Consider the following 25,702-nt stretch of genomic DNA (forward strand, 5'->3'; position numbering starts at 1 on the left):
CTTACCGCTTACCGCTTACCGCTTACCGCTTACCGCTTATTCCCTATTTTTTCAATTAATGATAGCGCTGTCATTTTATCTTTTATATGATGGTGGTGAATAAATAATAATAAATAACAGATTACGTGGGGGGAAATGCGTAGTCTTAGGGTATACAACGAGGAGAGAGCAATGGATTTTAAAAAGCGAACTTTAGCGAGTTTGATCGCGATAATGCCATTAATGGCACAGGCGCAGTTTTCGCAAACTGATGTGAATAACTTTGCCAAAGAGACCACTCTGACATTTGCTGTGGTTGATAACTTTCATAATAAAGACGCTGGTTTTTTAGGAACTATTACACTAAACAACCAATCTGATGTTGCACTTCCTGCAGGTGAAAGTGACTGGCAGTTGTATATTCACTCAGTTCGTAAGATCAGTACTGAGCTAGTTGCGGGTTTAAATATTGAACACGTAAATGGTGATTTACATCGCATTACCCCAACTAAAAACTTTACAGGGTTAGCTTCAGGTAAAAGCTTAGTACTTGAGTTTGACGCTCAAGTTTGGGTGGTTGCTTATTCTGATTTTATGCCACGTGCTTTTTTTGTCTCTGGTGATAATAAACCGGCTATTTTTGCAAATACTGACAGCGAAGATATGACCCAGTTTGTTGCACCGTTCGAGCGTGAAAATCAACTGCGTCGTTATAACGAGCCAAAAGATTTAACGGTATTAGTCACCCCAAAAGTGCGTTTTGAGCGTAATCAACAAACGACAAGTCAAGTATCGCAACAAGACGCATTAAAGCGGATCATTCCAAAGCCACAAAAAGTAGAGTTTAATCGCGGTACTGCAACACTTGATAGCAGCTGGCAGATCACTTTCCAAGGTCAGTTAAAGAACGAAGTCATGGTGTTTATGCAAGATTTGCAAGATGACTATGGCCTGACCTTAAAAGCCCAGCCAGATCACATCAAACTAGCAAAAGAAAAACTGATCAGCTTAAAAGTAAATCCACAGTTGGCCGGTGGTAAATCAGAAAGTTACACTCTTGAAATAGATGACGATCGTATTGAAATTGTTGGGAGTGATAATGCAGGTGTCTTCTATGCCATGCAGAGCTTACTTAATCTACTCCCGGCAAATAGCCAAGGTACTGTAGACATTCCACAACTTGAGATTGAAGACAGCCCTCGTTATACCTGGCGTGGCATGCACTATGATAATGGCCGCAATTACCACGGCAAAGACGCTATGTTCAAATTGGTTGAGCAAATGGCGCGTTATAAAATGAATAAACTACATTGGCACTTTTCAGAAGATGAAGGTTGGCGCTTAGAAATTCCAGGATTACCAGAGCTAACTGATATTGGTGGTTATCGCTGTTTTGACCTTGAAGAAAAAGAATGTCTGTTAACACAGCTAGGAACCGGGCCATTTAAATCGGGCTCAGGTAATGGTTACTTAACCCGTAGCGAGTTTATTGAATTACTAACATTTGCCAAAGACCGCCATATTCAAATCATTCCTGAAATTGAAGGGCCGGGGCATGCTCGAGCATCAATCAAAGCAATGGAAGCGCGTTATCATAAGCTTGCTGATGAAGCTCAAAAAAAAGCTAAAAATAACCTTATTAATAAAAAGAATGCAGGAAAAGAAACGCAGCAAGTCGATATTAGTGCAGCGACACAATATTTATTGAGCGATCCAAAAGACACCTCGGTATATATGACGGTGCAAAACTACAAAGATAACTCGATGAACGTATGCATGGATTCAACCTATGCTTTTTTAGATAAGGTTACCTACGAATTACAACAAATGTACCGCGAAGCCGGTGTGCAATTGACTAACTTACACTTTGGTGGCGATGAAGTGGGTGCCGGTTCATGGGTTGGCTCGCCAATATGCCAAGCAATGTTTGCCGACCCCAATAATGGGGTTGCCGGTGCCGCAGATCTAAAACCTTACTTTACACAACGTGTGGCCAAGTTACTTGAAAAGCGTGGTATTTCGCCAGGTGCATGGGAAGATGGTTTAATGTATGACCGCACTAACCCGTTTAAGCGCGATGAATTTCCAAATAAAACCTTTACAGCAAACGTCTGGGACAATATTTGGGAGTGGGGTGTTGCAGACAGAGCTTACCGCCTTGCCAATGCAGGTTATCAAGTTATATTATCGCATGGTACACACTTATACTTTGACCATCCTTATGAAGCTCACCCAGAAGAACGTGGATATTATTGGGCAACTCGCTATACCGATACTAAAAAAGCATTTAATTATATGCCAGACGATGTGTATGCCAATGCCGATTACACCCGAACACGGGAGCCGATAGATAACCTTGAAGCTTTAGTTGGTCGTCCACTACCAAAACTAGAAAAGCCAGAAAACATCTTAGGTATGCAAGGACAAGTTTGGTCTGAAACTATTCGAACCGAAGATCAAGTATTGGCAATGATATTCCCGCGAATTCTGTCTGTTGCTGAGCGTGCATGGCATAAAGCACCATGGGAAGGCGAGCAGGTTGATCGTAAAAGCCAAGAAAAAGACTGGGCGCAATTTTCTGCTGCAGTTGGTTTGAAAGAGCTTACAAAGTTGGCAAATGCAGGTGTAACTTTGAATTTACCTGTACCTGGAGGTGTGATCAACAATGGTAAGCTTGAGATTAATACGCCATTTGCATATTTAAATACCGAGTATAGTTTAGATAATGGCGCGAGTTGGCAGCAATATACAGCTCCGATCAGTGTTTCTGAACAGCAGTCTGTGGCATTACGTAGTAGCTTAAATAGTAAACTGAAGAGCAGAATTACTCATATAAATTAATATATTAGTAACTAATTACGTTTTGAAAGGGCCATAAAGGCCCTTTTTTGTGCCGTTGTAAAATAAATTGTTACTAGTAATATGGCTGTAATTAACGTAAAGTTTTATGGCAGCGCTGTCATTTTTGTTTCGACATTGTCATTTAAATGTCGCCAAAGTGTTATAAAGTACAGCAACGCTAATCGTCGATTTAAGTTTTTTTGAACTTAATTGCAATAAATAATTACAACGATAGCTCGCAACAAGAAGAAGTTTTATGGAAGCCACTGTGTCAAAAATAAACAAACAAAGTAACTTTATACCCATGGCCATTGTTGCCACTTTATTCTTCATCCTAGGTTTTGCAACCTGGTTGAACGGTTCACTAATGCCATACTTAAAACAAGTATTACAGCTTAGTCCATTTCAAGCGTCACTGATTTTATTCTCGTTTTATATAGCTGTTACTTTTACTGCAGTGCCATCGGCAATGATCATTCGTAAAGTTGGTTATAAAAATGGTATGGCACTCGGTATGGCAACCATGATGGTGGCAGGTTTGTTATTTATTCCAGCTGCAAAAACTCAAGTGTTTGCTTTGTTTTTGTTTGCGCAGTTGGTTATGGGGGCTGGTCAAACCTTGTTGCAAACAGCAGTAAATCCGTATGTTGTTAGGATTGGGCCTGAAGAGTCAGCTGCTGCACGTGTTAGTATCATGGGGATATTAAATAAAGGCGCAGGCGTGATTGCGCCAATCGTTTTTACAGCATTAATTTTAAGTGACTTTACTGGCCTCGTTGGTAAAGATTTATCACAAGCTGAAATTGATTCAATGGCGAATAGTTTAATTTACCCTTATTTAGGGTTAGCGCTATTTATTGGTGCACTGGCATTTGCCGTGACAAAGATGCCATTACCAGAGCTTGTTGATGATGAGGAGCAAGGTGCCAAAGGGCAAGTAAAAGAGGCGCTTTCCCATCCAAGTCTTGCGCTAGGGGTGCTTGCTTTGTTCGTTTATGTAGCCGTGGAGGTGATTGCAGGCGATACCATTGGTACTTTTGCGTTATCGCTAGGTGTTGAAAAATATAGTGTCATGACCTCTTATACGATGGCTTGTATGGTGCTGGGTTATATCTTAGGTATTGCACTTATACCACGTGTTATTTCGCAGCAAGCTGCATTGAGTTTGTCTGCTATTTTAGGCTGCGTACTAACCCTTGCCGTGGTATTTAGCGATACTAGTTCAGTGGTTGTCGCAACAGCGCTTGGTTTAGAGGTACAATTACCAGATACACTATTGATGATAGCTGTGTTAGGATTTGCGAATGCTATTGTATGGCCTGCGGTATGGCCGTTAGCGTTGTCTGGGTTAGGTAAATTAACCAGTGTTGGTTCTGGTCTGCTTGTAATGGGTATCGCCGGTGGTGCGTTTGGTCCACTATTTTGGGGTCTAGCAAGCGGTGGTGTGGATTCTGCCGAGGCTCAGCAGGGCGCTTATATCGTAATGTTACCTTGTTATTTATTCATCCTTTTCTATGCTGTTAAAGGGCACAAGATGAAAAGCTGGAAATAGATAACTTCGTAGGTGCTAGGAAAAGTTTGACAAGAATCGAGCTATTACAAACCTTGTAGCACCTAGAGCCTTATTTTTGAAAAGAATTTCTATAATGTAGAAATAATCCCGTGTGTAATGCCACCGAAAGGTGGCATTTTTTTGTCTGCAAGAAAGCAGCTTGCGAGCTGGCGAGAGTAAAGTTAGCGAGGGTACGCTAATCGGCGCTAAAGCGCTCTCCTACGAGGTCATGTGTATATATTGTATGTTGCTTGTAGGAACAGGCTTCAGGTGTGATTGTGTTTAGGCTTAGGTTATATACAAAAGCTAATCGGCGCTAAAGCGCTCTCCTACGAGGTCATGTGTGTATTGTATGTTGATTGTGGGAACAGGCTTCAGCCGTGATTGTGTTTAGGCTTAGGTTATATACAACAGCTAATCGGCGCTAAAGCGCTCTCCTACGAGGTCATGTGTGTGTATTGTATGTTCCTTGTAGGAACAGGCTTCAGCCGTGATTATGCTTAGGCTTAGGTTATATGCAAAAGCTGATCGGCGCTAAAGCGCTCTCCTACGAGGTCATGTGTGTGTCGTATGTTTATTGTAGGAACCGGCTTCAGCCGTGATTATGTTAATCATGTTCAGAGGGGTTTAAATAAATACAATCCCAATGGGGATAACTTCCAAGGTTGTCAACAATACCGGCTCTCATTGGGTTGGCAGCTATGTATCTTGCTTGATGTAATAAATGTTCTTCATCTCGAATTAATGAATCGTAGAAACCAGCTTGCCAAATTTGCTCATTTTTAGCTTTGTGCATGAGAAATGATGTACGCCCTTTTACTTTAGCCACCACCGAAGATAGCGAATCTTGTGTTTTCAGCTGCAATAACCAATGCATATGATCAGGCATTATTACAAAGCAAATTGTTTTAGTTAAGCCATTTAAATCAGATTGTTTTAGTGAGCGTATTAGAATTCGCGCATTACAAAAATCCTCAAATAATTTAACTCGTTGATGTGTACATGTGGTCACAGAATAATAGTGGTTAATAATAGAGTGACGATGTTGACGTAGCTGCTGTGACCGAAGTTTCATTTTAATCCTTTAAATATAAAACGGTTTAATGAAGTATAGATTAAATTATGCAATCGGCGCTAAAGCACTCTCCTACGAGTAATGCATGTGTGTATATTTCTTGTAGGAACAGGCTTCAGCCGTGATTATGTTTAGGCTTAGGTTATATGCAAAAGCTAATCGGCGCTAAAGCGCTCTCCTACGGGGGGATGTGTGTGTATGTTCCTTGTAGGAATAGGCTTCAGCCGTGATTGTGTTTAGGCTTAGGTTATATGCAACAGCAGATCGGCGCTAAAGCGCTCTCCTACGGGATGGTGCATGTGTGTATATTTCTTGTAGGAACAGGCTTCAGCCGTGATTGTGTTTAGGCTTAGGTTATATGCAAAAGCTAATCGGCGCTAAAGCGCTCACCTACGGGATAATGCATGTGTGTATATTTCTTGTAGGAACAGGCTTCAGCCATTATTTTTGGCTTGTGCTTAATATGAATTAATCAATAGGATTTAATTTTAAGAACGTATTTGATATTGAAATTAAGAAGGGAAAAGATGGGGCGATTGACGGGGCTTGAACCCGCGACAACCGGAATCACAATCCGGGGCTCTACCAACTGAGCTACAACCGCCACAACACACCTTGTTTGGTGTGGCGCGGATAATACATAAAATAATAAATCTTGTGAAGGGTTAAGAGCAAAAAAAATGAAAAAAATTTAGAATTGAATATTTTTGTTCATAAAATGGCCTTGTGATGAGTTTTTAAATCACTTTTTTATCTGATAGGGCTAAATAAAATTAATCCTAAAGAATTTCTTTTAAAGATAAATAGATTAATTAATGAAATAATAAATTGAAATCAGATATAATTTAACCAGCAAATTGCTTAATACTGAATATCAGGAGTGATAATGGATACAATACTTAACTGGATAAACGAAAACTCAGGTTTGATTTTGCATTATGGCATTCAAGCTGTAATCGCATTGGTGATCTTTCTATTGGGTGGTCGTGTTGCAAAATTTTGCTCTAACCTAACTGAAAAAGCATTCGACAAAAAGAAAGTAGACAAGGCTGTAGGTTCTTTCGTATCAAGCATTGTTTATGCCATCGTATTTATGGCGACAATCTTAATGGCGTTGTCACAAATTGGCATAGAGACCACTTCATTTATAGCTATTTTAGGTGCTGCAGGCTTAGCTGTTGGCTTAGCACTTCAAGGTTCACTATCTAACTTCGCATCTGGCGTACTTATTATTTTACTTCGCCCATTTAAATCAGGTGACTATGTTGAAGCTGGCGGTAAAGCTGGAACAGTTAAAAAAATCGAGATCTTCTCTACAGAATTTCGTACTCCAGATAACAAAGTAATCATCATGCCTAACTCGGCAATTATGTCTAGCCCAATTGTTAACTTCTCTCGTGAGAGTACTCGTCGCATCGATTTAGTAATTGGTGTAGGTTACGATGCTGATTTACGTAAAGCAAAACAAGTACTTAAATCAGTGCTAGATAAAGAGTCTCGCATTTTAAAAGATCCAGCATACACAGTCGCAGTATCTGAGCTTGCAGATTCGAGTGTAAACTTTGTTGTGCGCCCGTGGGTTAACTCAGGCGATTACTGGCCAACATATTTCGATTTGATGGAAAATATCAAAATCTCATTAGATGAAGCTGATATTACTATTCCATTTCCGCAAATGGATGTTCACCTTCACAAGCAAGATTAATCAACCAAACAAGTAGCAAAGGTTATTTTTTAATGAAATTAAAGCTTTTATCAATTTTAGTTGCAGCATCTGCTGCAACTAACGCATTCGCTGAAGATACTAAAACATGGGAAGTTACCAGTGAGCTGGGTGCAATTATTACCAGCGGTAATACAGAAACAACCACCCTTAAAGGCGGCATCAAGGCGTTACATAACTTAGAAAGCTGGAACAACGAGTATAAAATTAACGGTCTTTATAAAGAAGACGACGTTGAGAATGATGCTGGTATAAAAGAAACGCAACGTACTAACGAAAAATACTCGTTATCAGTACAAGGTAACTATAAGTTAAATGAAGAGCATGCGCATTTATATGTTTATGGTTCACACGTTTCTGATTACTTTGGTGCTTATCGTAGTGAGTCGGTTATTTCAGCGGGTTATGGTCAACGTTTATTAGACCGCTCTGACATGTGGTTAAATGCTGAAATTGGTCCTGGTTATAAGTACTTTCAATATCCTGATACGAGTACCGAAGTTGATGAAAATGGTAACTCTTTAGCGGGTGAGCGTGAAGGTGAGGTTATCGCTCTAGGTAAGCTTGATTATAATTGGCAAATTTCTGATAACGCAAAGCTTACTCAGTTAGTTTCAGTCGAATACGGTGATACCAACACTAAAACACGCTCAGAAACAGCGCTTTTAGCTAAAATCAACGGTTCATTACAAATGAAGGTTGCTTATAACATTACTAACAACTCAGTTGTTGCTGACGACAAAGAAAGCACAGACACAGAAACGTCGCTGACATTGGTTTACAGTTTTTAACAATTAAGCCTCGTTTAGTGACATTTAACTGTAATAAAGGGACGTAAGTCCCTTTTTTATTTGTTTGTAAATAATGTAGAATAGCCAATCTTTTGGCCGTTGTTCTAGGAAAAACCTACTTGTGATGCTTTTTAAACGATTTTTAATATTTTTTTTACTGCTAACGACTGCATCTGCATTTGCTTTTACTCCTACTGCATCGCAAATTGAACAATTTAAAAAGCTACCGAAAGCGCAGCAAGAAGCACTTGCTATGCAATATGGTGTTGATCTAACGAGTATCACTGGTAATCAATCATCACCTAGCGCAGCAGCAGAAGAACAACAAACTGTTTATCCGCGTCAAGAACAAGAAGAGCCAGTTTTAACAGACGAAGAACGCTTTGATCCACAAAGAGATGAAATCAAGCCTTTTGGTTACGAGTTATTCTCTGGTGAGCCTACGACCTTCATGCCAAGTGAAAATGCGGCTGTACCAGAAACATATTTAATTGGCCGCGGTGATCAACTAAAAATTAACTTTTATGGTAAAGAAAGTGAAAGCTACGAAGTTGTAGTGGATCGTGAAGGAAGAATTAATATACCTAACTTAAGCCCTGTCACCGTTGCTGGGCTTACATTTGGTGAAATAAAAGAACTTATTAAAGCTAAAGTTGAACAAGAAATTATAGGCGTAAAAGCGTTTGTATCTTTAGGTCAATTGCGCAGTATGCGTATTTTAGTGTTAGGTGAAGCATATAAGCCGGGTAGTTATAGCGTATCGTCGTTGACCACAGTGTCGCATGCTCTTTTTATTAGTGGTGGTGTATCAGACATTGCATCCTTACGTAATATTCAAGTAAAACGTGCTGGTAAAGTCATTGCAAACTTTGATCTGTATGAATTACTAATTAAAGGTGATAGTAGAAACGATATCACTTTAAAATCAGGCGATGTGGTTTTTGTTCCACCCGTAGGGGCCCAAGTTGCTGTTGAAGGGCTGGTTAAACGTCCTGCAATCTTTGAAATAAAAAATAATGAAACTGCCCAAGATATATTGAAAATGGCCGGTGGCTTAAAGCCAGAAGCGTATGCACAAAAAGCAATTGTCGAGCGCTTTAATAATTACAATGCGAAAGAAATTTTATCAGTCGATTTTAGTGTTAACGATATCAACTATATTCCGCAAGATGGCGACAGAATTCGTTTTAATCCGGTAAGTTTACAGATTCAAAACTCAATTACCGTTATTGGTGCAGTAGCTCGCCCAGGAAGTTATCAATGGCATCAAGGTAAGCGTATTTCTGATGTATTTACGTCTGTTCGTGGTGATTTGTTACCACAAGCTGACCTTAGTTATGCTTTGTTAGTGCGTGAAATCAATATTGCAGGCGATATTGAGGTGTATCAATTTGATATTGCGCAAGCGATTGTAAAAGCAGCTGAACACGATTTAGAGTTGCAAGCAAATGACAAGTTATTAGTTTTTAGCCGCTTTGAAGCAAAAGAAGCTGAAGAGTTAGCGCTAACAAATATGGCACTGACCGAAAAGCAGCAGCAACAACAAATCAAAGTTGAGCAGTGGCATAAGTATCAAAAGAAAGAATTCGAAAAATACATAGGGGTTATTCAAAGTGAAGATCCTTTCAAAAAGCCTGATGATGGCGCCAATTTAACTATTGCTCAATTGGCCAAGCAAAGAAAAGCGGCTGAAGAGGCTGCTGAGCTTGCGCCTGAAGATTATTCAATCTTTAGTCGCTACAACATATTAAAACCAATCAAAGCTAAATTAAAACAGCAAGCTTCAGTAACTCAAGCCATGCAGTTAATTGAAATAAATGGTCACGTTGCTTACCCAGGTGTATATCCATTAACAGTAGGCGCTGAAGTTAACGAACTAATTATAGCCGCTGGTGGGTTACTTGAATCTGCTTATACAGAGCAAGCTGAAATTACCCGGTTATTAGCTGGTGATGCTTCTAAAGTCGAGCACATAAAGTTTAATTTACATAAAGCTATGCTAGGGGAACTTGGTGATAACCGAAAACTGCGAAGTAAAGATAGTTTAAATGTATTCTCAATCCCTAACTGGCAAGAAAATGTAAAAGTTGAGTTAAAAGGTGAAGTTAAATTCCCTGGAACTTATACAATTCGTCGTGGTGAAACATTGACTAACCTACTAGAGCGCGCAGGTGGGTTCTCAGAGTTTGCTGAAGAAAAGGCTGCGATTTTCACACGCGAGTCGATTCGTAAACAAGAGCAGCAGCAATTAACTAAGTTATCAGAAGAGTTACGTCGTGATCTTGCGCAAAAAAGCTTTGAGAAAGGCGCTAGAACGTTATCGTACGATGAGATGAACAAGTTACTTATCGACTTAGCAGATATAGAAGCGGTAGGGCGACTCGTTATTGATCTTCCTTTAATCGTTGAAGATAAACAAAAGCTGGTTCTGCAAGACGGCGATACTTTATATGTGCCAAGTAAGCGTGACTCTATCAGTGTAATAGGCGAAGTAAACTATGCCACATCTCACTTATTTAAACCGGGTATTTCATATAATGATTACATCGCCCTTAGTGGTGGTTTAAAAGAGCGCGCTGATGATGAGCGTATCTATATTATCAAAGCCAATGGTTCAGTAAAAATTCCAAATTCAGGAAGTTGGTTTGCTGTCAATGATTCACAAATGCTAGAGGCTGGTGACACAATTGTAGTTCCACTCAATTCTGGTTATATGGATAACCTGACACTGTGGAGCACAGCCACACAAATCATTTATCAACTTGGTGTAGCAGTTGCTGCGATTAGTAGTATTTAATTAAATTACTAATAAGTTATTAAGCTTAATTAGAGTTATAGCTTTGAATACGAAAGTGTATTTTCAAAAGTAACTTAAGATAATGAAGATGGTTAATATGCAAAATTTAGGTACGGAAAAAGAGTTGTTAGTCGATGAAATTAATTACAAAGATTTGTTCTTAATTATTTGGAAAAGTAAGTTAGCTATATCAATTACAACCATAATATTCTTATTAGGTGCTGTGTTTTTTGCACTGCAAATGCCAAACATTTATAAGTCAGAAGTTTTACTCGCTCCTTCAGAAAAAAATGACAATAGTGGCTTGGCCGGTTTAACCGGTCAATTAGGCGGTATGGCTAGTCTAGCTGGAATTAATCTTGGTTCTCCTGCGACCAGCAATACTCAATTAGCAATTGAAGTTATTAAATCTAGGCAGTTCATAGCTAATTTTATTGAAAAATATAAAATTTTACCTGACCTTATTGCTGCAGAAAGTTGGAGCCTAGCTAGCAATACACTTTCTTTTGATGCTGATTTGTATGATCCAACAACTAAAACTTGGGTGCGTGAGGTGAGTCCACCCTATACACCTAAGCCATCAACTCAAGAAGCTTATAAAGTATTTATGGAGTTGTTTAATGTTATGGAAGATCCAGATACAGGTATGGTTCAAGTATCGATAGAGCATCTATCACCTTTTATCGCACAGCAATGGGTTAACTGGTTAATTTTAGAAATTAACAAAGAAATGAAGGAAAGAGACGTAGCAGAGGCCCTAAGAAGCACTGAGTTTCTTACAGAGCAATTAGAGCAGACTAAAGTTGTTGATATTAGAGCTGTTTTATACAAGTTGGTCGAAGAACAGGCGCGAACTATTATGTTAGCGAATGTGCGTGATGAGTATGTTTTTAAAACAATTGATCCTGCGATTGCCCCACAAGAAAAGTCAAAACCAAGCCGTGCCCTAATCTGTTTAATAGGTTTATTATTAGGCTTTTTACTCAGCTCAATGGTTGTGGTTTTTAGACACTTTAATCGTCAGGGTTAGTGTATTTATGAAAAATTATGTTGATTTAAGGTTTTGTTATGGGTTTTAAAATAATACCAAATCAAGCTGAAGGTGTTTCTTTTGAGGATATGTCTATTTTGAGACGAATGGAAAAACCATTTAAATCGAAAAAAGAAGCATTAAAGCAAGATATTATATACTTGTATTGCCCTGATGAAGCCGTCTCGGAAGTGGAAGCTATTGCTATTAATTACGAGTTCACCATAGTCATAAATCGCTATAACATTGATAATTTCAGTAAAAAGGTAATATGCCACTTTAAGAGTGCGGCGCTAGGTAAACAGCAAAGAAACTTTTTAGTGAGTGCTACAGAGTGCGGAGCTTGGGTTGAGCCCCTGGTGAGTTACTTGGATGAGCGATTAAAATATACTGAGGTGTCACTGCTTCATAGTAGCTACTTTTTGCATCAAAAAGCGTTTTCTATTTTATCGCAAAAGAGAACCCAATTAGTTAAGCGATTTTTAGATATTACTAGTTCCTTAGCGATCTTGATTGTTACTCTGCCAATTTCTTTATTAGCTGCAATTGCAATAAAGCTAGAGAGCAAGGGGCCATTGTTTTTTTTGCAAAAAAGAACAGGGCAATATAATAAAGAATTTAAGGTTATTAAATTTCGTTCCATGCGAAATGACGCCGAAAAAGATGGCGCACAATGGGCTGACGAAAATGACATAAGAGTAACTAAAGTCGGTCATTTCATTAGGAAAACACGAATTGATGAAATTCCACAGCTAGTCAATGTCCTCAAAGGTGAAATGTCGATTGTAGGTCCTAGGCCGGAACGAGAAATTTTTATTACTGAACTCGAGAAAGTGATCCCTTACTATCGCTTTAGGCATGCAGTTAAACCAGGAGTGACTGGATTAGCGCAGGTAAGCTATCCATATGGCGCTTCAGTTGAAGATGCAGTATGGAAACACAAGTACGATATTCACTATATTAAGCATCACTCAAGTTTTTTGGATTTAAAAATACTGTTATTAACAGTAAAGACGGTGATTTTTGGGATGGGGCGATAAATGGGATTACTACTTCCCAAATTCTCTGCGCTAGGTTCTTTGTATCATGGAGAATCACCAGAATATTTGCAAATGGCGCTTTCTAGCTTGAATGAACAGAGCTTAAAAGCTGATGAAGTTATACTGGTATTTGATGGACCTGTAGGTGATGAACTACAAATTATCGTACAGCGATGGCAAAAAAAGTTAAATATTAAAGTAGTTGCACTACAAACTAACCAAGGCTTAGGTGATGCGCTTAATCATGGCTTGGCAGCATGCACGCATAGTTATATAGCACGTTTTGATACCGATGATATAAATGCACCTGAACGCTTTGAAAAGCAACTTAAGATAGCTGTTGAGAAAAATGCTGATCTGGTTAGTGCTACCGTAGAAGAGTTTGATCAAGTTCCTGGGGATTTGCAGCGTTTCCGTTGTGCGTCGCAATCAGAACATTTAAAAAAACAGCTGGCAAAAAGAAATGTTATAAATCATATGGCTGTGTTGTTTAAAAAGGATGCCGTTTTACTTGCAGGAGGTTACTTGCACCTTCATTTTATGGAGGATTACTATCTGTGGCTACGCATGAAAAGTAATAATGCTCAATTTATCTTAATGCCAGAGTCATTGGTTGATGCTCGTATTGGCAATGGAATGGAAAAAAGGCGTTCCGGTTGGAATTATGTAAAGTCAGAGTGGCAATTAGCCAAAGTTAAAAATCAACTTGGATATACCAGTAAATTGAGTGGCGCTATATTGTTTTGTTTAAGAGCGTCGACTCGTCTTTTGCCTGTATCAATTCTAAAAAGTATATACAAAGTATTCTTGAGGAATTAAGCCATCATTTCTAAATATGCGCGTACTAAAATAACAGCCTTACTTTCTGCTGCAGCTTTATATTTCCCCCAATTAGCCTTTAGCTTAATGGCGCCAATTATTATTTTTCAGGGAGACAAGCCAGAGCAGGGGATGTTGTTTTTTTATGCCTGTACATTCGGTGTTGGTTTACTCTCTAGTGGCTTTAGTAATACAACTCATTATCTGGTGCAGAAAGATCGTAAAAAAGAAGGATTAATAAACTTTGCTGGGATATATGGTTTAGTTAGGTTTATAGCTGCAGGAGCTGTTTACTTTTCTGGTTTTGAATTTACTTTTTTAGAAATTAATTATTCAACTAACTTTATCGTTTTACTGATTTTGAGTTCTTTGCCTAGCTGGGCATTTTTATATGTTTTGGGCTTAAACAAGTTACCAACGGCTATAGCGTGGGCCGAAAGCATATTAAAGTTAATCATATTGTACGTTTGTATAATTAACAAAGAGCCTATTTGGTACTTTCTAATCGTAACTACAGCGTTAAATGTGTTTATTACTGCCTCATATATTTTTAAAGTACAGTTTTTGGATTGGCAAAATTATCGATTATTTGTTAATGAGCACTTTCCTTTTATAACAAGTGGTGCCTTATTTTCGGTAGCTTGGCTTATTTTTATGTCGAATGTACTTAATAGTCAGTCTTTAAACTCGGCAATAATTGTTGCTTTAGAGCGTGCCTTACGAGTTTTCGAACGACTCAGTTCGGTATTAACAACATTAATATTTAGAAAAAATAAAAAAGTGTTAGCTGACTCACATAAAAAAACACTGTTAACAATTAATAAAAAAATATTACCATATTTTTTAGTTGTAGTTTTTGTGCTTTTCTATTACGTGGATGCATTATTTTTAATCTTTCTTGTAAGTATATTAAATGTATTTTGGGGCCAGTTATTACAGCAACTAGTTAGGCCTAATCGTTTATTTAATCTCGGCGGAATAGTGCAAGCACTGTTATTAATAGTGCCTTTTTATCTCTTTGATTTATCTAACCACGAGCTATACATTTATTTTCTTTTAGGATGCGCAATGAATTTTATCATTAGAAGGCAGTCATTAATGCTGGAGAATAAACTATGAAGTTACTTGAGATACAAAATAATATGCTTGAGATAGCAATTATGTTTGACAAGTTTTGTACAGAGCATAACCTTGAGTACTCGATCTGTGGCGGCAGTTTAATAGGAGCTGTGCGTCATAAGGGGTTTGTTCCTTGGGATGATGATTTTGATGTCGTAATGCCTAGAGACGACTATAATCGTTTTTTAAAATGCTGGAAAGAAGATAACCGCTTTGCACTGATCAAAGTGGGCGACCATAATTACTATAAACCAGCTACGCCAGCTAAAGTGTATATGAAAGGCACGCGCGTTGCCGAAATTAACGAGTTAGCGAATGGCATGCCTGAATTCTGCCCATATGGTATCTTTTTAGACATATTCCCAGTTGATGAATATCCTGATAATTTTTTAGGTAACTTTTGCAATAAATACATTGGTAAATTAGTGCTTGCCAAATCGATGAGCCAATTCCATCTAAAAAATAAAGGCGTTGTATTTCGAAACTTAGTGAAATTATTACGTTTAGTGCCTGAAAAACTAGTAAATAGTATACGTGATGCTGCTATTAACTATGTAAAACAAAAGGCGTCAACCACCTCTAAAACTTTTATAGGCTATGGTGTTGAAACACCATTTACAAACTTAAAGATCGATAAATCTGCCATGTGGCCAGCAAAACAAGAGTTTGTAATAAATGATTATATCTTTAAAGGGCCACAGTCAGCAGAAACGTACTTAACTTGTCGGTATGGTAATTATATGAGTCTACCACCAGAAAGTATGCGCTTTCAGCATATTGTGAAGGTTAAGCACATCGATGAATGAAAAAAAAGTTCTAATTATACTTGGTGAAGCGCCATTTGTTAAAGGTGATGCAACTTCTAACCCCAGTGTTTCTTGGTTAAAAGAGTATTTTAATGGCTATAAAATGTCGCTTATTATGCGTGGCGCTGGAGATTCTGAGCAAGAGAATCAAAAAATAATTTCTCTGCCGGAGTCTAAAAATACGCTTAGTATGATTAAAGGTTTGTTGTTTAGTAATTCGCACCGAGAGGATTTTGGTAGGGTGCAAAAGGTCATTCGCCAAGAAAAAAATCAATCATCGCTGATTTGGCTAAGAGCCCCTTCGTTGATACCGCTATTGTTAAGTACATGCTGGAAGAAGAAATACGCAGAAAAAATGTATATTCACATTTGCGCTAACAGATTAACCTGGGCTTTTTTAAAGCGTAATTTTACTGTAGCTAATTTATTTAAATTTTTAAATGGAAAACTTACCACGCTCATTTTAAAAAAAGCAGAGCGTAGTGGTGCTAAGTTTTTTCATACTGGAAATCAGGTACAAGAAGCGTTTAATATTAAAGACAGCACCTATCTTATCGACTATTTACCAAAACATTACCCTTATAATAAGCAGCGAGAGGGGTTTGTTTTTTTAGGGCGCACATCAAAAATTCAAGGTAATGCAGAGCTCTCTCGGTTTGTAAAATGTATTCCTGGCGAGTTGAATTTGTATGGGCCTGGCGAATCAAATGCAATTCCTAATGGAATAAGCTATCAAGGAATTGTAGCTCCTGAGTTAGTGGCTAAAGAGATTTCTCAATATGCGGTATTAGTGTGCATAACACATGAATATTATGAAGGTTTTCCGCGTGTATTGGCGGAGGCAATTAGCCAAGACATGTGGGTTGTTGTTAATAGAAGTTGCACTTTCTTTGCTGATATAAAATATTATCCTTATTTAATTATATCTGAAGATATTGCTAATGTTCATCAGCTAGAAAGTCTATTACAAAAAAGGCCTATGCAATCAAATAATGACTTTAAGCAAAATATAGAAGATAAAAGCCTAATAAATGGTTAACTTATTATTTCGCGCATTTATTATTTTGATAGCTTTAGTCGCTACAAATGAATATTTAGATGATTACCAAAAGTTAATGACTGCCTATAACAAAGGGCAAGAGGCATTTGGTTATCTCTTTATTGTTCTGGGCGATGTATTCAGAAGCTTAGGTTTAAGCTACTTTTATGTGCATTTAAGTTATCTAGTTATTATGGCGGTATCAATAGCGGCGCTAACCCGAAACTTATTTTTTATGGTTGTGTTAATTGTTTTAGTAGGTGAAATACTAAACGAACAAACGCGGTTTTTTACAGGGGCTTTTGGGGCAATTGCATTGCTGATATATGCTAAAAAACTAAAAGTTTTGTCGGCTACTTCGGTGCTTGTTCATCCTGCCGCAGGTGTTTTAGCTTTTGCAGGGTATATAACTAATAGGCTATTTATAAAGTTTGCTACGCCTACTTTGTTTTTAGCTTGCGGTTGCAGTGCTTTTATTCTTAGTGAGATCATCCGCGATATAATTATTATGATCGGTTCTAAGCTAGGTTATGGCTATGAAGGCACTGTTTACTTAGAGCCATTATCGTTAGTTGGAAAGGTGTTTTTATTTTTTATTTTACTCTTAGAGTTTTTTAAGTTTAAAAGTGAAGTAAAACTAAACCGGGCAAAAGATTTTTATTTAGTAAAGTCGTTTTTGTTACTTACAATTTTATTTTCAAGCTTTGCTATTGTGTCGGGCAGGTTGTTGTTGATAGTGACCGTTTTACTGGTAGCAACAAGTACGATGCCTACGGTTTTCGTAAAGCGAAAAGTTTCCGTAAACTATAATAAATTAGTGTTATTTTCTGCGTGTATTGTATTTGCAGCGTTACTTGTACGGTTATATAAATTGTTAGCTGGCGATAGCTAATAAACGAAAGAAAATTAAAGAGGTATATTATGAAGAGTAGAGTTGTGTATGTATCGGGGACCTTTGACCTGTTTCACAGTAATCATTTAAAAATGATCAATTACGGTCGTGGTTTAGGTGACACCCTTATTGTAGGTGTTAGTACTGACGAACTTGTATGTTCTTATAAAAAGCCGCCAGCGGTGCCGTTTGAAGAGCGCATAGCCATTGTTGAGGGGTTAAGAGACCCTGACGTGGTGATCCCACAACGCACATTAGACCATAATGAAACAGTCGAGAACTTAAATATCGACATTTTTGTTATTGGAGATGACTGGAAAGGGAAATACGACTACCTAAAAGATCAAGGCGTACAGGTGTTTTATTTTCCTTATGGGGCCGGTGTTAGCTCGACCAACTTAAAAAAGAAAATTTACGACCAATATAAAAAACTTATTGAGCCAAGTGATGTACACCCAATTCCCGAGCCTAAAAAATGAATATACTAATAACAGGTGGTCAAGGGGACCTTGCAAAGTTTTTAACACAATCTTTAATAGCGGCCGGACACCAAGTAGCGGCTCCGTCGCGTATTGACCTTAATGTTGCAGATCCAAGCTCTGTGGAAGATTATTTTAGCGGACGCCAGTTTGATATTGTTATCAATGCTGCAGGAACACTTTATTCATGTTTAGTTGCTGAATCAGATCCGCAATTATGGATTAGAGATATTGAAGTAAACTTAATTGGTACTTACCTTATTTGTAGAGCAGCTTTAAGAGCAAATAAAAAAACTAAGTTGATAAATATTGCTTCAACAGCCGCTTTTAACAGCTATAAAGATTGGACTTCATATTGTGCAGCTAAGGCTGGTGTGGTTACTTTGTCAAAAGGGCTACATAAGGATGGTTACGATATAACCGTATTATGTCCAGGAGCCATTGAAACGAAGCTAAGAGATAACTTATTAATCGATAACCCAAATGTGATGACGATTGCTGAAGGAGCCGAGCCGATCCTTGCTGCGATAAATGCAAACAGTAACGGTAAGCTATATTTCTATCGAAAAAATGAGCAAACAGAAGAGCAGCTTTAATCGTTGAGTTGTTTTAATAACACGCTAGCTTGCTAGCTTTTTGCTCTGCTGGGTGTTTTTACTCTAGGAGTTTTTGACTCAATTTACTTGGTTTTACTAAATTTGAAGTGATCTATGGTTGCGCATAACCTTAACAAAAAAGCATAGTAAAAAATTAGTAAGTCTCTGTTTAGTTTCTCAGTTTTTACTAAATCAAATTATCCTCAATTGCAGAACTAATGAAAACCCATTAAACATGAAAAGTTTTAATGGGTTTTTTTATAGACACTACCCTAATCGAGCACGTATAATCCCCACCGTCTGAAATAACAACAACAAGGTCTCAGGCAAAAAGTCACTGTTTTAGGGATTGATATGGATAGTTGGTACTTATTATTTTGTAAATCAAGGCAAGAAGCTCGTGCCCAAGTTAATTTACAAAACCAAGGGATTGAAGCTTTTTTTCCTCAGCTACAAAAACAACAGCTAATTAAAGGTCGTCGTACTTTTAAGCAATCTGCTGTGTTTCCTAATTATTTATTTGTTCGCTTAAATCCTCAAACCGGTAACTTTGCTGCGGTAAAAAACACCCGTGGTATAAGTGGTTTTGTGTCGTATGGTGCATCGTATCAATTAGTACCTGATCAACTTATCAAAGAATTAAAAAATTTCGAGCTAACGCAAGATAATAATAGCTTACCGGAACCCGGTGATTTAGTGTGTCTAAATAATGGCTCGTTTAAAGACGTACAAGCAATATTTAAAGAGCCCGACGGCGACATGCGCAGTATATTGTTAGTCAACCTACTCAATAAACAAATAGAAATGAGCGTAGATAACTGCGACGTAAGAAAAGTAGGTTAAAAGTTTTAAGTTAAAGGCACTAGGGAAGTGACAATGACCTAATGAACACGCGTCAGCAAGCTTAACGCCTACGGTGTTAAATTACGTGTAGGCGAGTAGCTTGCTACCGCGAAAGGTCTTGTATTTTACAATTTGAATTAAATTGACCAGAACGTAGGAACTGTAACCTAGGGGCGGAAGCGTGTCCGAAGGACTAGACAAGCAAAAAGTTTTGCTTTCAAGCTGGAGCGAGAGGAGCTCTGCGACGAACTGGAACGTGAAGCGTGTCCGAAGGACTAGACAAGCAAAAGATTTTAAGTGATTTACGTACAAAGAGGTTAAGAGGCGCTGCGCTTTGGAGGAAAAGAATAAAGGTTTTGGTTTCTCATTTACGCTCATTGTTTTCTCTTTGTGCAAAAAGTGGTTTTCGTAGGAGCAGGCTTTAGCCGCGAATGGTTTCTCAGTGTAGCAAAGCGACTCGGTGCCCTCGGTGGTAAAAATTGTTTTGTAGGCGTGGGTTTATCTCGAGCAAAAGATTTTAAGTGATTTACTCACAAAGAGGACAAGAGGGCGCCGCGCTAAATATGAAGATATAAATAGGTATGTTTTCTCATTTACCCTCATTGCCTTCTCTTTGTGTAAAAATGGTTTTGTAGGCGAGTGGCTTGCCACCGCGAATGTTTACTCAGTGCTCGGTGATAAAAATGGTTTTCGTAGGAGCCGGCTTTAGCCGCGAAAGGCTTGACCTTTCATCTTTAGCTTTAAAACGGATTAACCTAGAACCTAGAACACTAAATTAACAAAAAAGTTAACTGCTTGCACAGTAAACGTGCAACCAACCTTGCGAAGCAAAGGTAGCCATGCTTTAATTAGCCAGCAAAAAATAACAGCAATATATTTAAAAATAAGCTGAAAGTTTTAGAATTTAATATTATTTTGGGAATAAACAATGGCGCTAAGCTGTAAAACACTTGTAGCATCACTCACGTTGCTAACAATGACAGGTTGTACAATCATCCCCGGTAGCCATTTCGAAGGAATCGAATCGGGTGAACAAACAAAAAACCTTGAACAAGACCTTGAAAAAGTAAATATTCAAATTATTGACTCATCTTTAATTTATCAGCAAAACCAATCGCGTAAAAAAAATAAGCCACCTTCGAGCCTTGATGGTTTAAATGTTAGTGATTACGAATACATACTCGGTGTAGGTGATGTACTTACCATTGGTGTATGGGATCACCCAGAATTAACCATACCAGCAGCTGTACAACGTACTGCTGAGTTCGATGGTTTCCGCGTGCAAGCAGACGGTACCATTACTTACGCCTATGCACCCAATATTCAGGCAGCAGGTAAAACAGTACAGCAAGTACATGCTGAATTAGTTAAACGCCTTAGCCGAGTGATTGAAGACCCGCAAGTTGATATTAAAGTGGTTGGTTTTCGTAGCCAAAAAGCGTATGTAACTGGCGAAGTAAAGCAACCAGGTATATTACCTGTTACAGAAATTCCACTCACATTGATTGACGCCTTAAACCAAGCAGGTGGTTTAACTGAAGCTGCCGATTGGCGCACGGTTACCTTTACCCGCGGCGACAAAACTGAAGTTATTAAACTTGATGATTTTTATGCACATGGCGATATTTCGCAAAACCGTTTGTTACAACATGGCGACATAGTGCACGTAAACCGTAATGACTTACAGCGTGTTTTTGTATTAGGTGATGTTAAAAAAGCAGGCTCTGTTGATGTTAATCGTTATGGTTTAAATCTTGCTGAAGCACTCAGTAATTCAGGTGGTTTAAACGAAAATACCGCCGACGCCAATGGCGTATTTGTACTACGTAAACGTAATTTAGAACGTGATGGTGTTATTGCCGATGTATACCAGTTGCACGCAAAAAATGTTGCAGCACTGGTGTTAGCTGAGCAATTTGAATTGCAACCACACGATATTGTATATGTAACATCGGCACCGCTTGCTCGCTGGAACCGTGTAATAAGTTTGTTATTACCGTCAATCGCGACAGTTGATTCAATTGATGGCTTAACAGCAACAAACTAAGGATAACGATGTTTGATTCTATCTTAGTGGTGTGCGCTGGTAATATATGCCGCAGTCCAACCGCTGAATACGTATTAAAGAGTAAGCTAGCCGGTAAAAATGTTAAAGTATCCTCTGCGGGTTTAACGGCACTAGAAGGTAAAGCCGCTGATGCGACAGCAAAGCAGATTGCTGCAACTTATGGTATAAATATGGATGAGCACCAAGGTCGGCAGTTAACATCAAGCCTAGTTGCGCAAAATAGTGTTATTTTAGTGATGGAACAACGCCATTTAACTGACCTGTGTAGCCGCTACCCAGAAGCGCGCGGAAAAACTTTTTTACTCGGTAAATGGCTAGGTGATAAAGAAATACCTGATCCATATAGGCAGAGTCTTGAAGCGTTTCAACACGTTTATGCATTAATCGACAGCGCCTGTAGCGCTTGGCAAAAGTATTTATAAGGATAGGCTAGTACATGAATGCTCAGCCCACTGCGTTAGCAGCAAACAAACAAAATAGACCAGACACACAAGCAAGCCAAGAAATTGACCTAATGGCACTGTTAGGTGCTTTGATAGATCGTAAATATTTTATAATCGCCTTAACAGCTGTGTTTATGGCTGTGGGGGTGGTTTACGCGGTATTCTCGACCCCGGTATACCAAGCCACAGCAATGATCCAAGTGGAAGAAAGCGGTGGCTCGGTCCCTGGTTTTGACGATATGGCCGGCATGTTTGAAAGTACCTCAGCTGCGGTAACAGAGATCGAACTACTTAAATCACGCTCAGTAATTGGTGAAGCAGTAGATACACTAAAGCTTGATGTAATAGCTGAGCCAAAACTATTCCCATTTATTGGTAGCCGAGCGTTTCGTAAATTCAGCCCTGTTAGTGAAGGTGAATTGGCTGAGCCGAGCTTTGGTGCTAGTTCTTACGCATGGGGCGGTGAGAGTATTGATGTATTTAGGTTTGATGTACCACGATCTGCTGTAGGTAGCGAGTTTACACTTGTGGCGCAAGAAAATAATGCTGTGGCCTTATTAAATGACGAAGGCGAACAAATATTAACTGGTAAAGTTGGCCAAGAGCTAACCAACGGTAAATTTAACTTAACGATACGTAGCTTAAACGCCCGTACCGGTACTGAATTTAGCATTTTACGTAAAGACCGCTTAAATACCATTCTAGATTTACAAGCTGCGATTGGTGCCAGCGAAAAAGGTAAAGACTCAGGTATTATTAACTTGAGCCTACAGAGCGAAAAGCCACATTATGCTGAAAAAGTACTTGATAAAGTAGCGGGTATTTATGTACGCCGTAACGTAGAGCGTAATTCAGCCGAAGCACAAAAATCCCTTGAGTTTTTAGAAGTTCAACTACCAGAGATTAAAAAGCAGTTAGAGTTTGCCGAGCAACGTTTTAACGATTACCAAATTAAGCGCCAGTCAATTAATATTACTCTTGAAACGCAAGGAGTATTAGAGCAGGTAGTTAAACTTGAAACTAAACTGCAAGAGCTTGAGCTTAAACGCCTTGAAATGAGCCGTAAGTTTAAAAAAGATCACCCGACTTACCAAGGCTTAATTGAACAAATTAGCGCAGTTAATGAGCAGAAAAAAGAATTGGTTGGCGAAGTAGGTAATCTACCAGAGACGCAACAAGAGTTACTTCGCCTAAAACGCGATGTAGAAGTAAGCAACCAAATTTATACATTACTACTTAGCAAAACCCAAGAGCTTGATATAGTGCGTGCCGGTACTGTGGGTAACGTACGTATTATTGACTTTGCAGAGGTTAATACCTCAAAACCGGTTAAGCCTAAAAAAGCCTTAATAGTAGTAATGGCGACTATGCTGGGCGGCATGCTTGCACTAGCTTTTGTATTAGTACAAAAAGCCATGCATAAAGGCGTTGAAGATCCAAACGAGATTGAGGCAATTGGCCTACCTGTATACGCCAGCGTGCCGTACTCAGATTATCAAGATAAACTCACCGGCTTTAGTAAAGCGCTTAAAAACAAAGTGAATAAACCTAAATCGATATTAGCGCTTGATAACCCAGCAGATTTATCAATTGAGGCACTGCGTAGCCTACGTACAAGCTTACACTTTGCAATGATGGAAGCTAAAAATAACCTGATTGCAATTTCCGGCCCAAGCCCCGGTGTAGGTAAGTCATTTGTATCAGTTAACTTAGCTGCTGTATTGGCACAAAGTGGTAAAAAAGTACTGATAATTGACGCCGATATGCGTAAAGGGTATTTACAAACTCAATTCGGCCTAAAGTGGGATGACGGTTTAAGTGATTACCTATCAGGGCGTTTAAACCTTGAGCAAGTAACCAAGCCAACCACTGTAGAAGGTTTGAGTGTTATTACCCGTGGGCAAATACCGCCGAACCCTTCTGAACTACTTATGCACAGTAACTTTAGTAAGTTAGTTGAAGAGGTCAGTGCGGCGTACGATATAATAATTGTAGATACACCACCTATTTTAGCGGTAACCGACCCAGCAATAGTTAGCGCCCATACCGGCACTACACTATTAGTAACACGTTTTGGCCAAAATCATATTAAAGAAATCGAACTTACCCGTAACCGCTTTGAACAAAACGGCACAGATGTAAAAGGCGTAGTGTTCAATGGTGTAGTTAAAAAAGCCAGTAACGCTTATGGCTATTACGGCTACTACAATTACGAATATAAATCGGATAAGTAAGAAAATAGGAGCTAGGACCTAGCTCCTAGTATCTATGATTTAGCGTAGGAGCAGGCTTTAGCCGCGAATGGTTTCTCAGTGCAGCAAAGCGACTCGGTGCTTTCGGTGGTGAAAATGGTTTTTGCTAGATTAATTAGCTCGCTGCACAAAGCCCGTAGCTGTTTTTAAACTGATTAACCTAGAACCTAGAACCTAGAACCTAGAACCTAAAATTTGAAACCGTAATGCAACATTGTAGCGTTACCCTGATAGCTGATAAATAGCTATTTTAAAACTCACAAAGGACGTAAAAGTGAAAGTATTAACAGTATTTGGTACTCGCCCTGAAGCCATTAAAATGGCACCTCTTGTTCATGCCCTAGCTAACGATGGTCGTTTTGACGCTAAAGTATGTGTAACGGCGCAGCACCGTGAAATGCTAGATCAAGTACTTGAGCTTTTTAAAATTACGCCTGAATACGATTTAAACTTAATGAAAGCAGGCCAAACACTGCCAGAAGTAACGAGTCGTATCTTGCAAGAGCTAACACCTGTACTTAAAGAGTTTAAACCAGATGTTGTACTTGTTCATGGCGACACGGCAACAACGTTTGCAGCAAGTTTAGCAGCATATTATGAGCAAATAGCAGTTGGCCACGTTGAAGCAGGCTTACGTACCGGCAATATTTATTCGCCATGGCCAGAAGAAGGTAACCGTAAATTAACGGGGGCATTAACAAAATTCCACTTTGCGCCAACGGATACCTCAAAAGCGAACCTTTTAAAAGAAAACTATGCAGATGAAAATATATTTGTAACCGGTAATACGGTTATAGATGCTTTACTACTAGTTAAGCAACAAATAGAAAATGATGCAGAGTTAAGCAACACATTAGCATTACAATTCCCTATGCTTGATGAAAGTAAAAAGCTTATTTTAGTCACGGGTCATCGTCGTGAAAGCTTTGGTGGTGGGTTTGAGCGAATTTGTGAAGCGCTAGCGCAAACAGCCAAAGCTCACCCAAATACACAAATACTTTACCCTGTTCATTTAAACCCAAATGTTCAAGAGCCAGTAAAGCGTATATTAAAAGCTGTAGATAACGTACATTTAATAGAGCCACAACAATACTTACCATTTGTATATTTAATGAATCGCTCGCATATTATCCTTACTGACTCTGGTGGTATACAAGAAGAAGCACCAAGCTTAGGTAAACCTGTGCTTGTAATGCGTGACACAACAGAGCGCCCAGAAGCGGTAGACGCCGGCACAGTAAAACTTGTTGGTACTGATGTAGCAAAAATCTCTTCCTCGCTAAATGAATTGTTAACCAATGAGGCTGCATACAAAGCAATGAGCCGAGCCCATAACCCTTATGGCGATGGCAAAGCATGCCAACGTATCTGCGATATATTAGCAAAAGAATAAGCTTAGGCGTGGGTTTACCCCGCGCATTACTTTTACAAAAAATATAATGGCAAGTTTTAAAATACATGAATAAAGCTTGCCATAAAAATTTAAAGTTAGAATTTATAGAACCTAGAACCTAGAAC

20 protein-coding genes and 1 tRNA gene are annotated in these 25,702 nt (G+C 38.7%); 19 read left to right on the forward strand and 2 right to left on the reverse strand.

From position 1 onward, the window contains the following. Positions 1–171: 171 nt before the first annotated feature. Together H5162_RS19790 and nagP are read left to right on the forward strand one after the other, a co-directional pair. Positions 172–2,820, forward strand: a complete 2,649-nt coding sequence (locus tag H5162_RS19790) for a family 20 glycosylhydrolase (RefSeq protein ID WP_182779339.1) — start codon at positions 172–174, stop codon at positions 2,818–2,820. A gap of 256 nt (positions 2,821–3,076) precedes the next feature. Next, entirely contained in the window at positions 3,077–4,372 is a 1,296-nt protein-coding gene (gene nagP / locus H5162_RS19795) for an N-acetylglucosamine MFS transporter NagP (RefSeq protein WP_182735663.1), read from the forward strand. A gap of 607 nt (positions 4,373–4,979) precedes the next feature. On the opposite strand, the gene H5162_RS19800 is transcribed toward nagP, so the two are convergent. Both H5162_RS19800 and H5162_RS19805 read right to left on the reverse strand, forming a co-directional pair. After that, positions 4,980–5,447: an REP-associated tyrosine transposase gene (locus H5162_RS19800; RefSeq protein ID WP_182735662.1), complete on the reverse strand. Its 468-nt coding sequence runs from the start codon at positions 5,445–5,447 to the stop codon at positions 4,980–4,982. A gap of 528 nt (positions 5,448–5,975) precedes the next feature. Beyond that, a tRNA-His gene (locus H5162_RS19805) sits at positions 5,976–6,051 on the reverse strand. 282 nt (positions 6,052–6,333) lie between these two features. On the opposite strand from H5162_RS19805, the gene H5162_RS19810 reads away from it, so the two are divergent. The 17 genes from H5162_RS19810 to wecB all read left to right on the forward strand — a co-directional run bounded on the left by H5162_RS19810 (position 6,334) and on the right by wecB (position 25,577). Further along, positions 6,334–7,152, forward strand: coding sequence for a mechanosensitive ion channel family protein (locus tag H5162_RS19810; protein ID WP_182779340.1), 819 nt, complete (start codon positions 6,334–6,336; stop codon positions 7,150–7,152). A 32-nt stretch (positions 7,153–7,184) separates the two neighbouring features. Beyond that, entirely contained in the window at positions 7,185–7,961 is a 777-nt protein-coding gene (locus H5162_RS19815) for a YdiY family protein (protein WP_145236566.1), read from the forward strand. A 121-nt stretch (positions 7,962–8,082) separates the two neighbouring features. Continuing rightward, positions 8,083–10,758, forward strand: a complete 2,676-nt coding sequence (locus H5162_RS19820) for an SLBB domain-containing protein (protein ID WP_182779341.1) — start codon at positions 8,083–8,085, stop codon at positions 10,756–10,758. A gap of 97 nt (positions 10,759–10,855) precedes the next feature. Beyond that, positions 10,856–11,788 carry a Wzz/FepE/Etk N-terminal domain-containing protein gene (locus H5162_RS19825; protein ID WP_259398288.1) on the forward strand — a complete coding sequence of 311 codons (933 nt, stop codon included), beginning with the start codon at positions 10,856–10,858 and terminating at the stop codon, positions 11,786–11,788. 107 nt (positions 11,789–11,895) lie between these two features. Further along, a complete protein-coding gene (locus H5162_RS19830; RefSeq protein ID WP_404936227.1) occupies positions 11,896–12,828 on the forward strand; it encodes a sugar transferase in 933 nt (310 codons plus the stop codon). After that, positions 12,829–13,647: a glycosyltransferase gene (locus H5162_RS19835; RefSeq protein WP_145236578.1), complete on the forward strand. Its 819-nt coding sequence runs from the start codon at positions 12,829–12,831 to the stop codon at positions 13,645–13,647. Between the two features lie 87 nt (positions 13,648–13,734). Beyond that, the gene (locus tag H5162_RS19840) at positions 13,735–14,766 is read left to right on the forward strand and encodes a hypothetical protein (protein ID WP_182732586.1); all 1,032 of its coding nucleotides are present in this window, start codon (positions 13,735–13,737) and stop codon (positions 14,764–14,766) included. Then, positions 14,763–15,572: a phosphorylcholine transferase LicD gene (locus H5162_RS19845; protein WP_182732587.1), complete on the forward strand. Its 810-nt coding sequence runs from the start codon at positions 14,763–14,765 to the stop codon at positions 15,570–15,572. The genes H5162_RS19840 and H5162_RS19845 overlap by 4 nt, the downstream gene beginning before the upstream one ends. Next, positions 15,565–16,611 (forward strand): hypothetical protein, encoded by a 1,047-nt coding sequence (locus tag H5162_RS19850; protein WP_182760565.1) that lies wholly within the window; start codon positions 15,565–15,567, stop codon positions 16,609–16,611. Before H5162_RS19845 ends, H5162_RS19850 begins: the two co-directional genes overlap by 8 nt. Beyond that, positions 16,604–17,503, forward strand: coding sequence for a hypothetical protein (locus tag H5162_RS19855; RefSeq protein ID WP_182760564.1), 900 nt, complete (start codon positions 16,604–16,606; stop codon positions 17,501–17,503). The genes H5162_RS19850 and H5162_RS19855 overlap by 8 nt, the downstream gene beginning before the upstream one ends. 29 nt (positions 17,504–17,532) lie before the next feature. Then, positions 17,533–17,982, forward strand: a complete 450-nt coding sequence (locus H5162_RS19860; protein ID WP_145236594.1) for an adenylyltransferase/cytidyltransferase family protein — start codon at positions 17,533–17,535, stop codon at positions 17,980–17,982. Next, positions 17,979–18,578 carry an SDR family oxidoreductase gene (locus H5162_RS19865; RefSeq protein WP_182779343.1) on the forward strand — a complete coding sequence of 200 codons (600 nt, stop codon included), beginning with the start codon at positions 17,979–17,981 and terminating at the stop codon, positions 18,576–18,578. The genes H5162_RS19860 and H5162_RS19865 overlap by 4 nt, the downstream gene beginning before the upstream one ends. 354 nt (positions 18,579–18,932) lie before the next feature. Next, on the forward strand, positions 18,933–19,421 hold the full coding sequence (gene rfaH / locus H5162_RS19870) for a transcription/translation regulatory transformer protein RfaH (protein ID WP_145236600.1): 489 nt from the start codon (positions 18,933–18,935) through the stop codon (positions 19,419–19,421). Between the two features lie 928 nt (positions 19,422–20,349). Then, a complete protein-coding gene (locus tag H5162_RS19875) occupies positions 20,350–21,468 on the forward strand; it encodes a polysaccharide export protein (protein WP_182779344.1) in 1,119 nt (372 codons plus the stop codon). Positions 21,469–21,476: 8 nt separating this feature from the next. Further along, the gene (locus H5162_RS19880) at positions 21,477–21,911 is read left to right on the forward strand and encodes a low molecular weight protein-tyrosine-phosphatase (protein ID WP_182779345.1); all 435 of its coding nucleotides are present in this window, start codon (positions 21,477–21,479) and stop codon (positions 21,909–21,911) included. A 14-nt stretch (positions 21,912–21,925) separates the two neighbouring features. Then, positions 21,926–24,166 carry a polysaccharide biosynthesis tyrosine autokinase gene (locus tag H5162_RS19885; RefSeq protein WP_182779346.1) on the forward strand — a complete coding sequence of 747 codons (2,241 nt, stop codon included), beginning with the start codon at positions 21,926–21,928 and terminating at the stop codon, positions 24,164–24,166. A gap of 292 nt (positions 24,167–24,458) precedes the next feature. After that, on the forward strand, positions 24,459–25,577 hold the full coding sequence (gene wecB, locus H5162_RS19890) for a non-hydrolyzing UDP-N-acetylglucosamine 2-epimerase (RefSeq protein WP_182779347.1): 1,119 nt from the start codon (positions 24,459–24,461) through the stop codon (positions 25,575–25,577). The last annotated feature ends 125 nt before the right edge of the window (positions 25,578–25,702 follow it).

Source organism: Pseudoalteromonas sp. SR41-8 (genome assembly GCF_014163915.1).
In the GTDB taxonomy this organism is placed as follows: Bacteria; Pseudomonadota; Gammaproteobacteria; order Enterobacterales; family Alteromonadaceae; genus Pseudoalteromonas; species Pseudoalteromonas rhizosphaerae.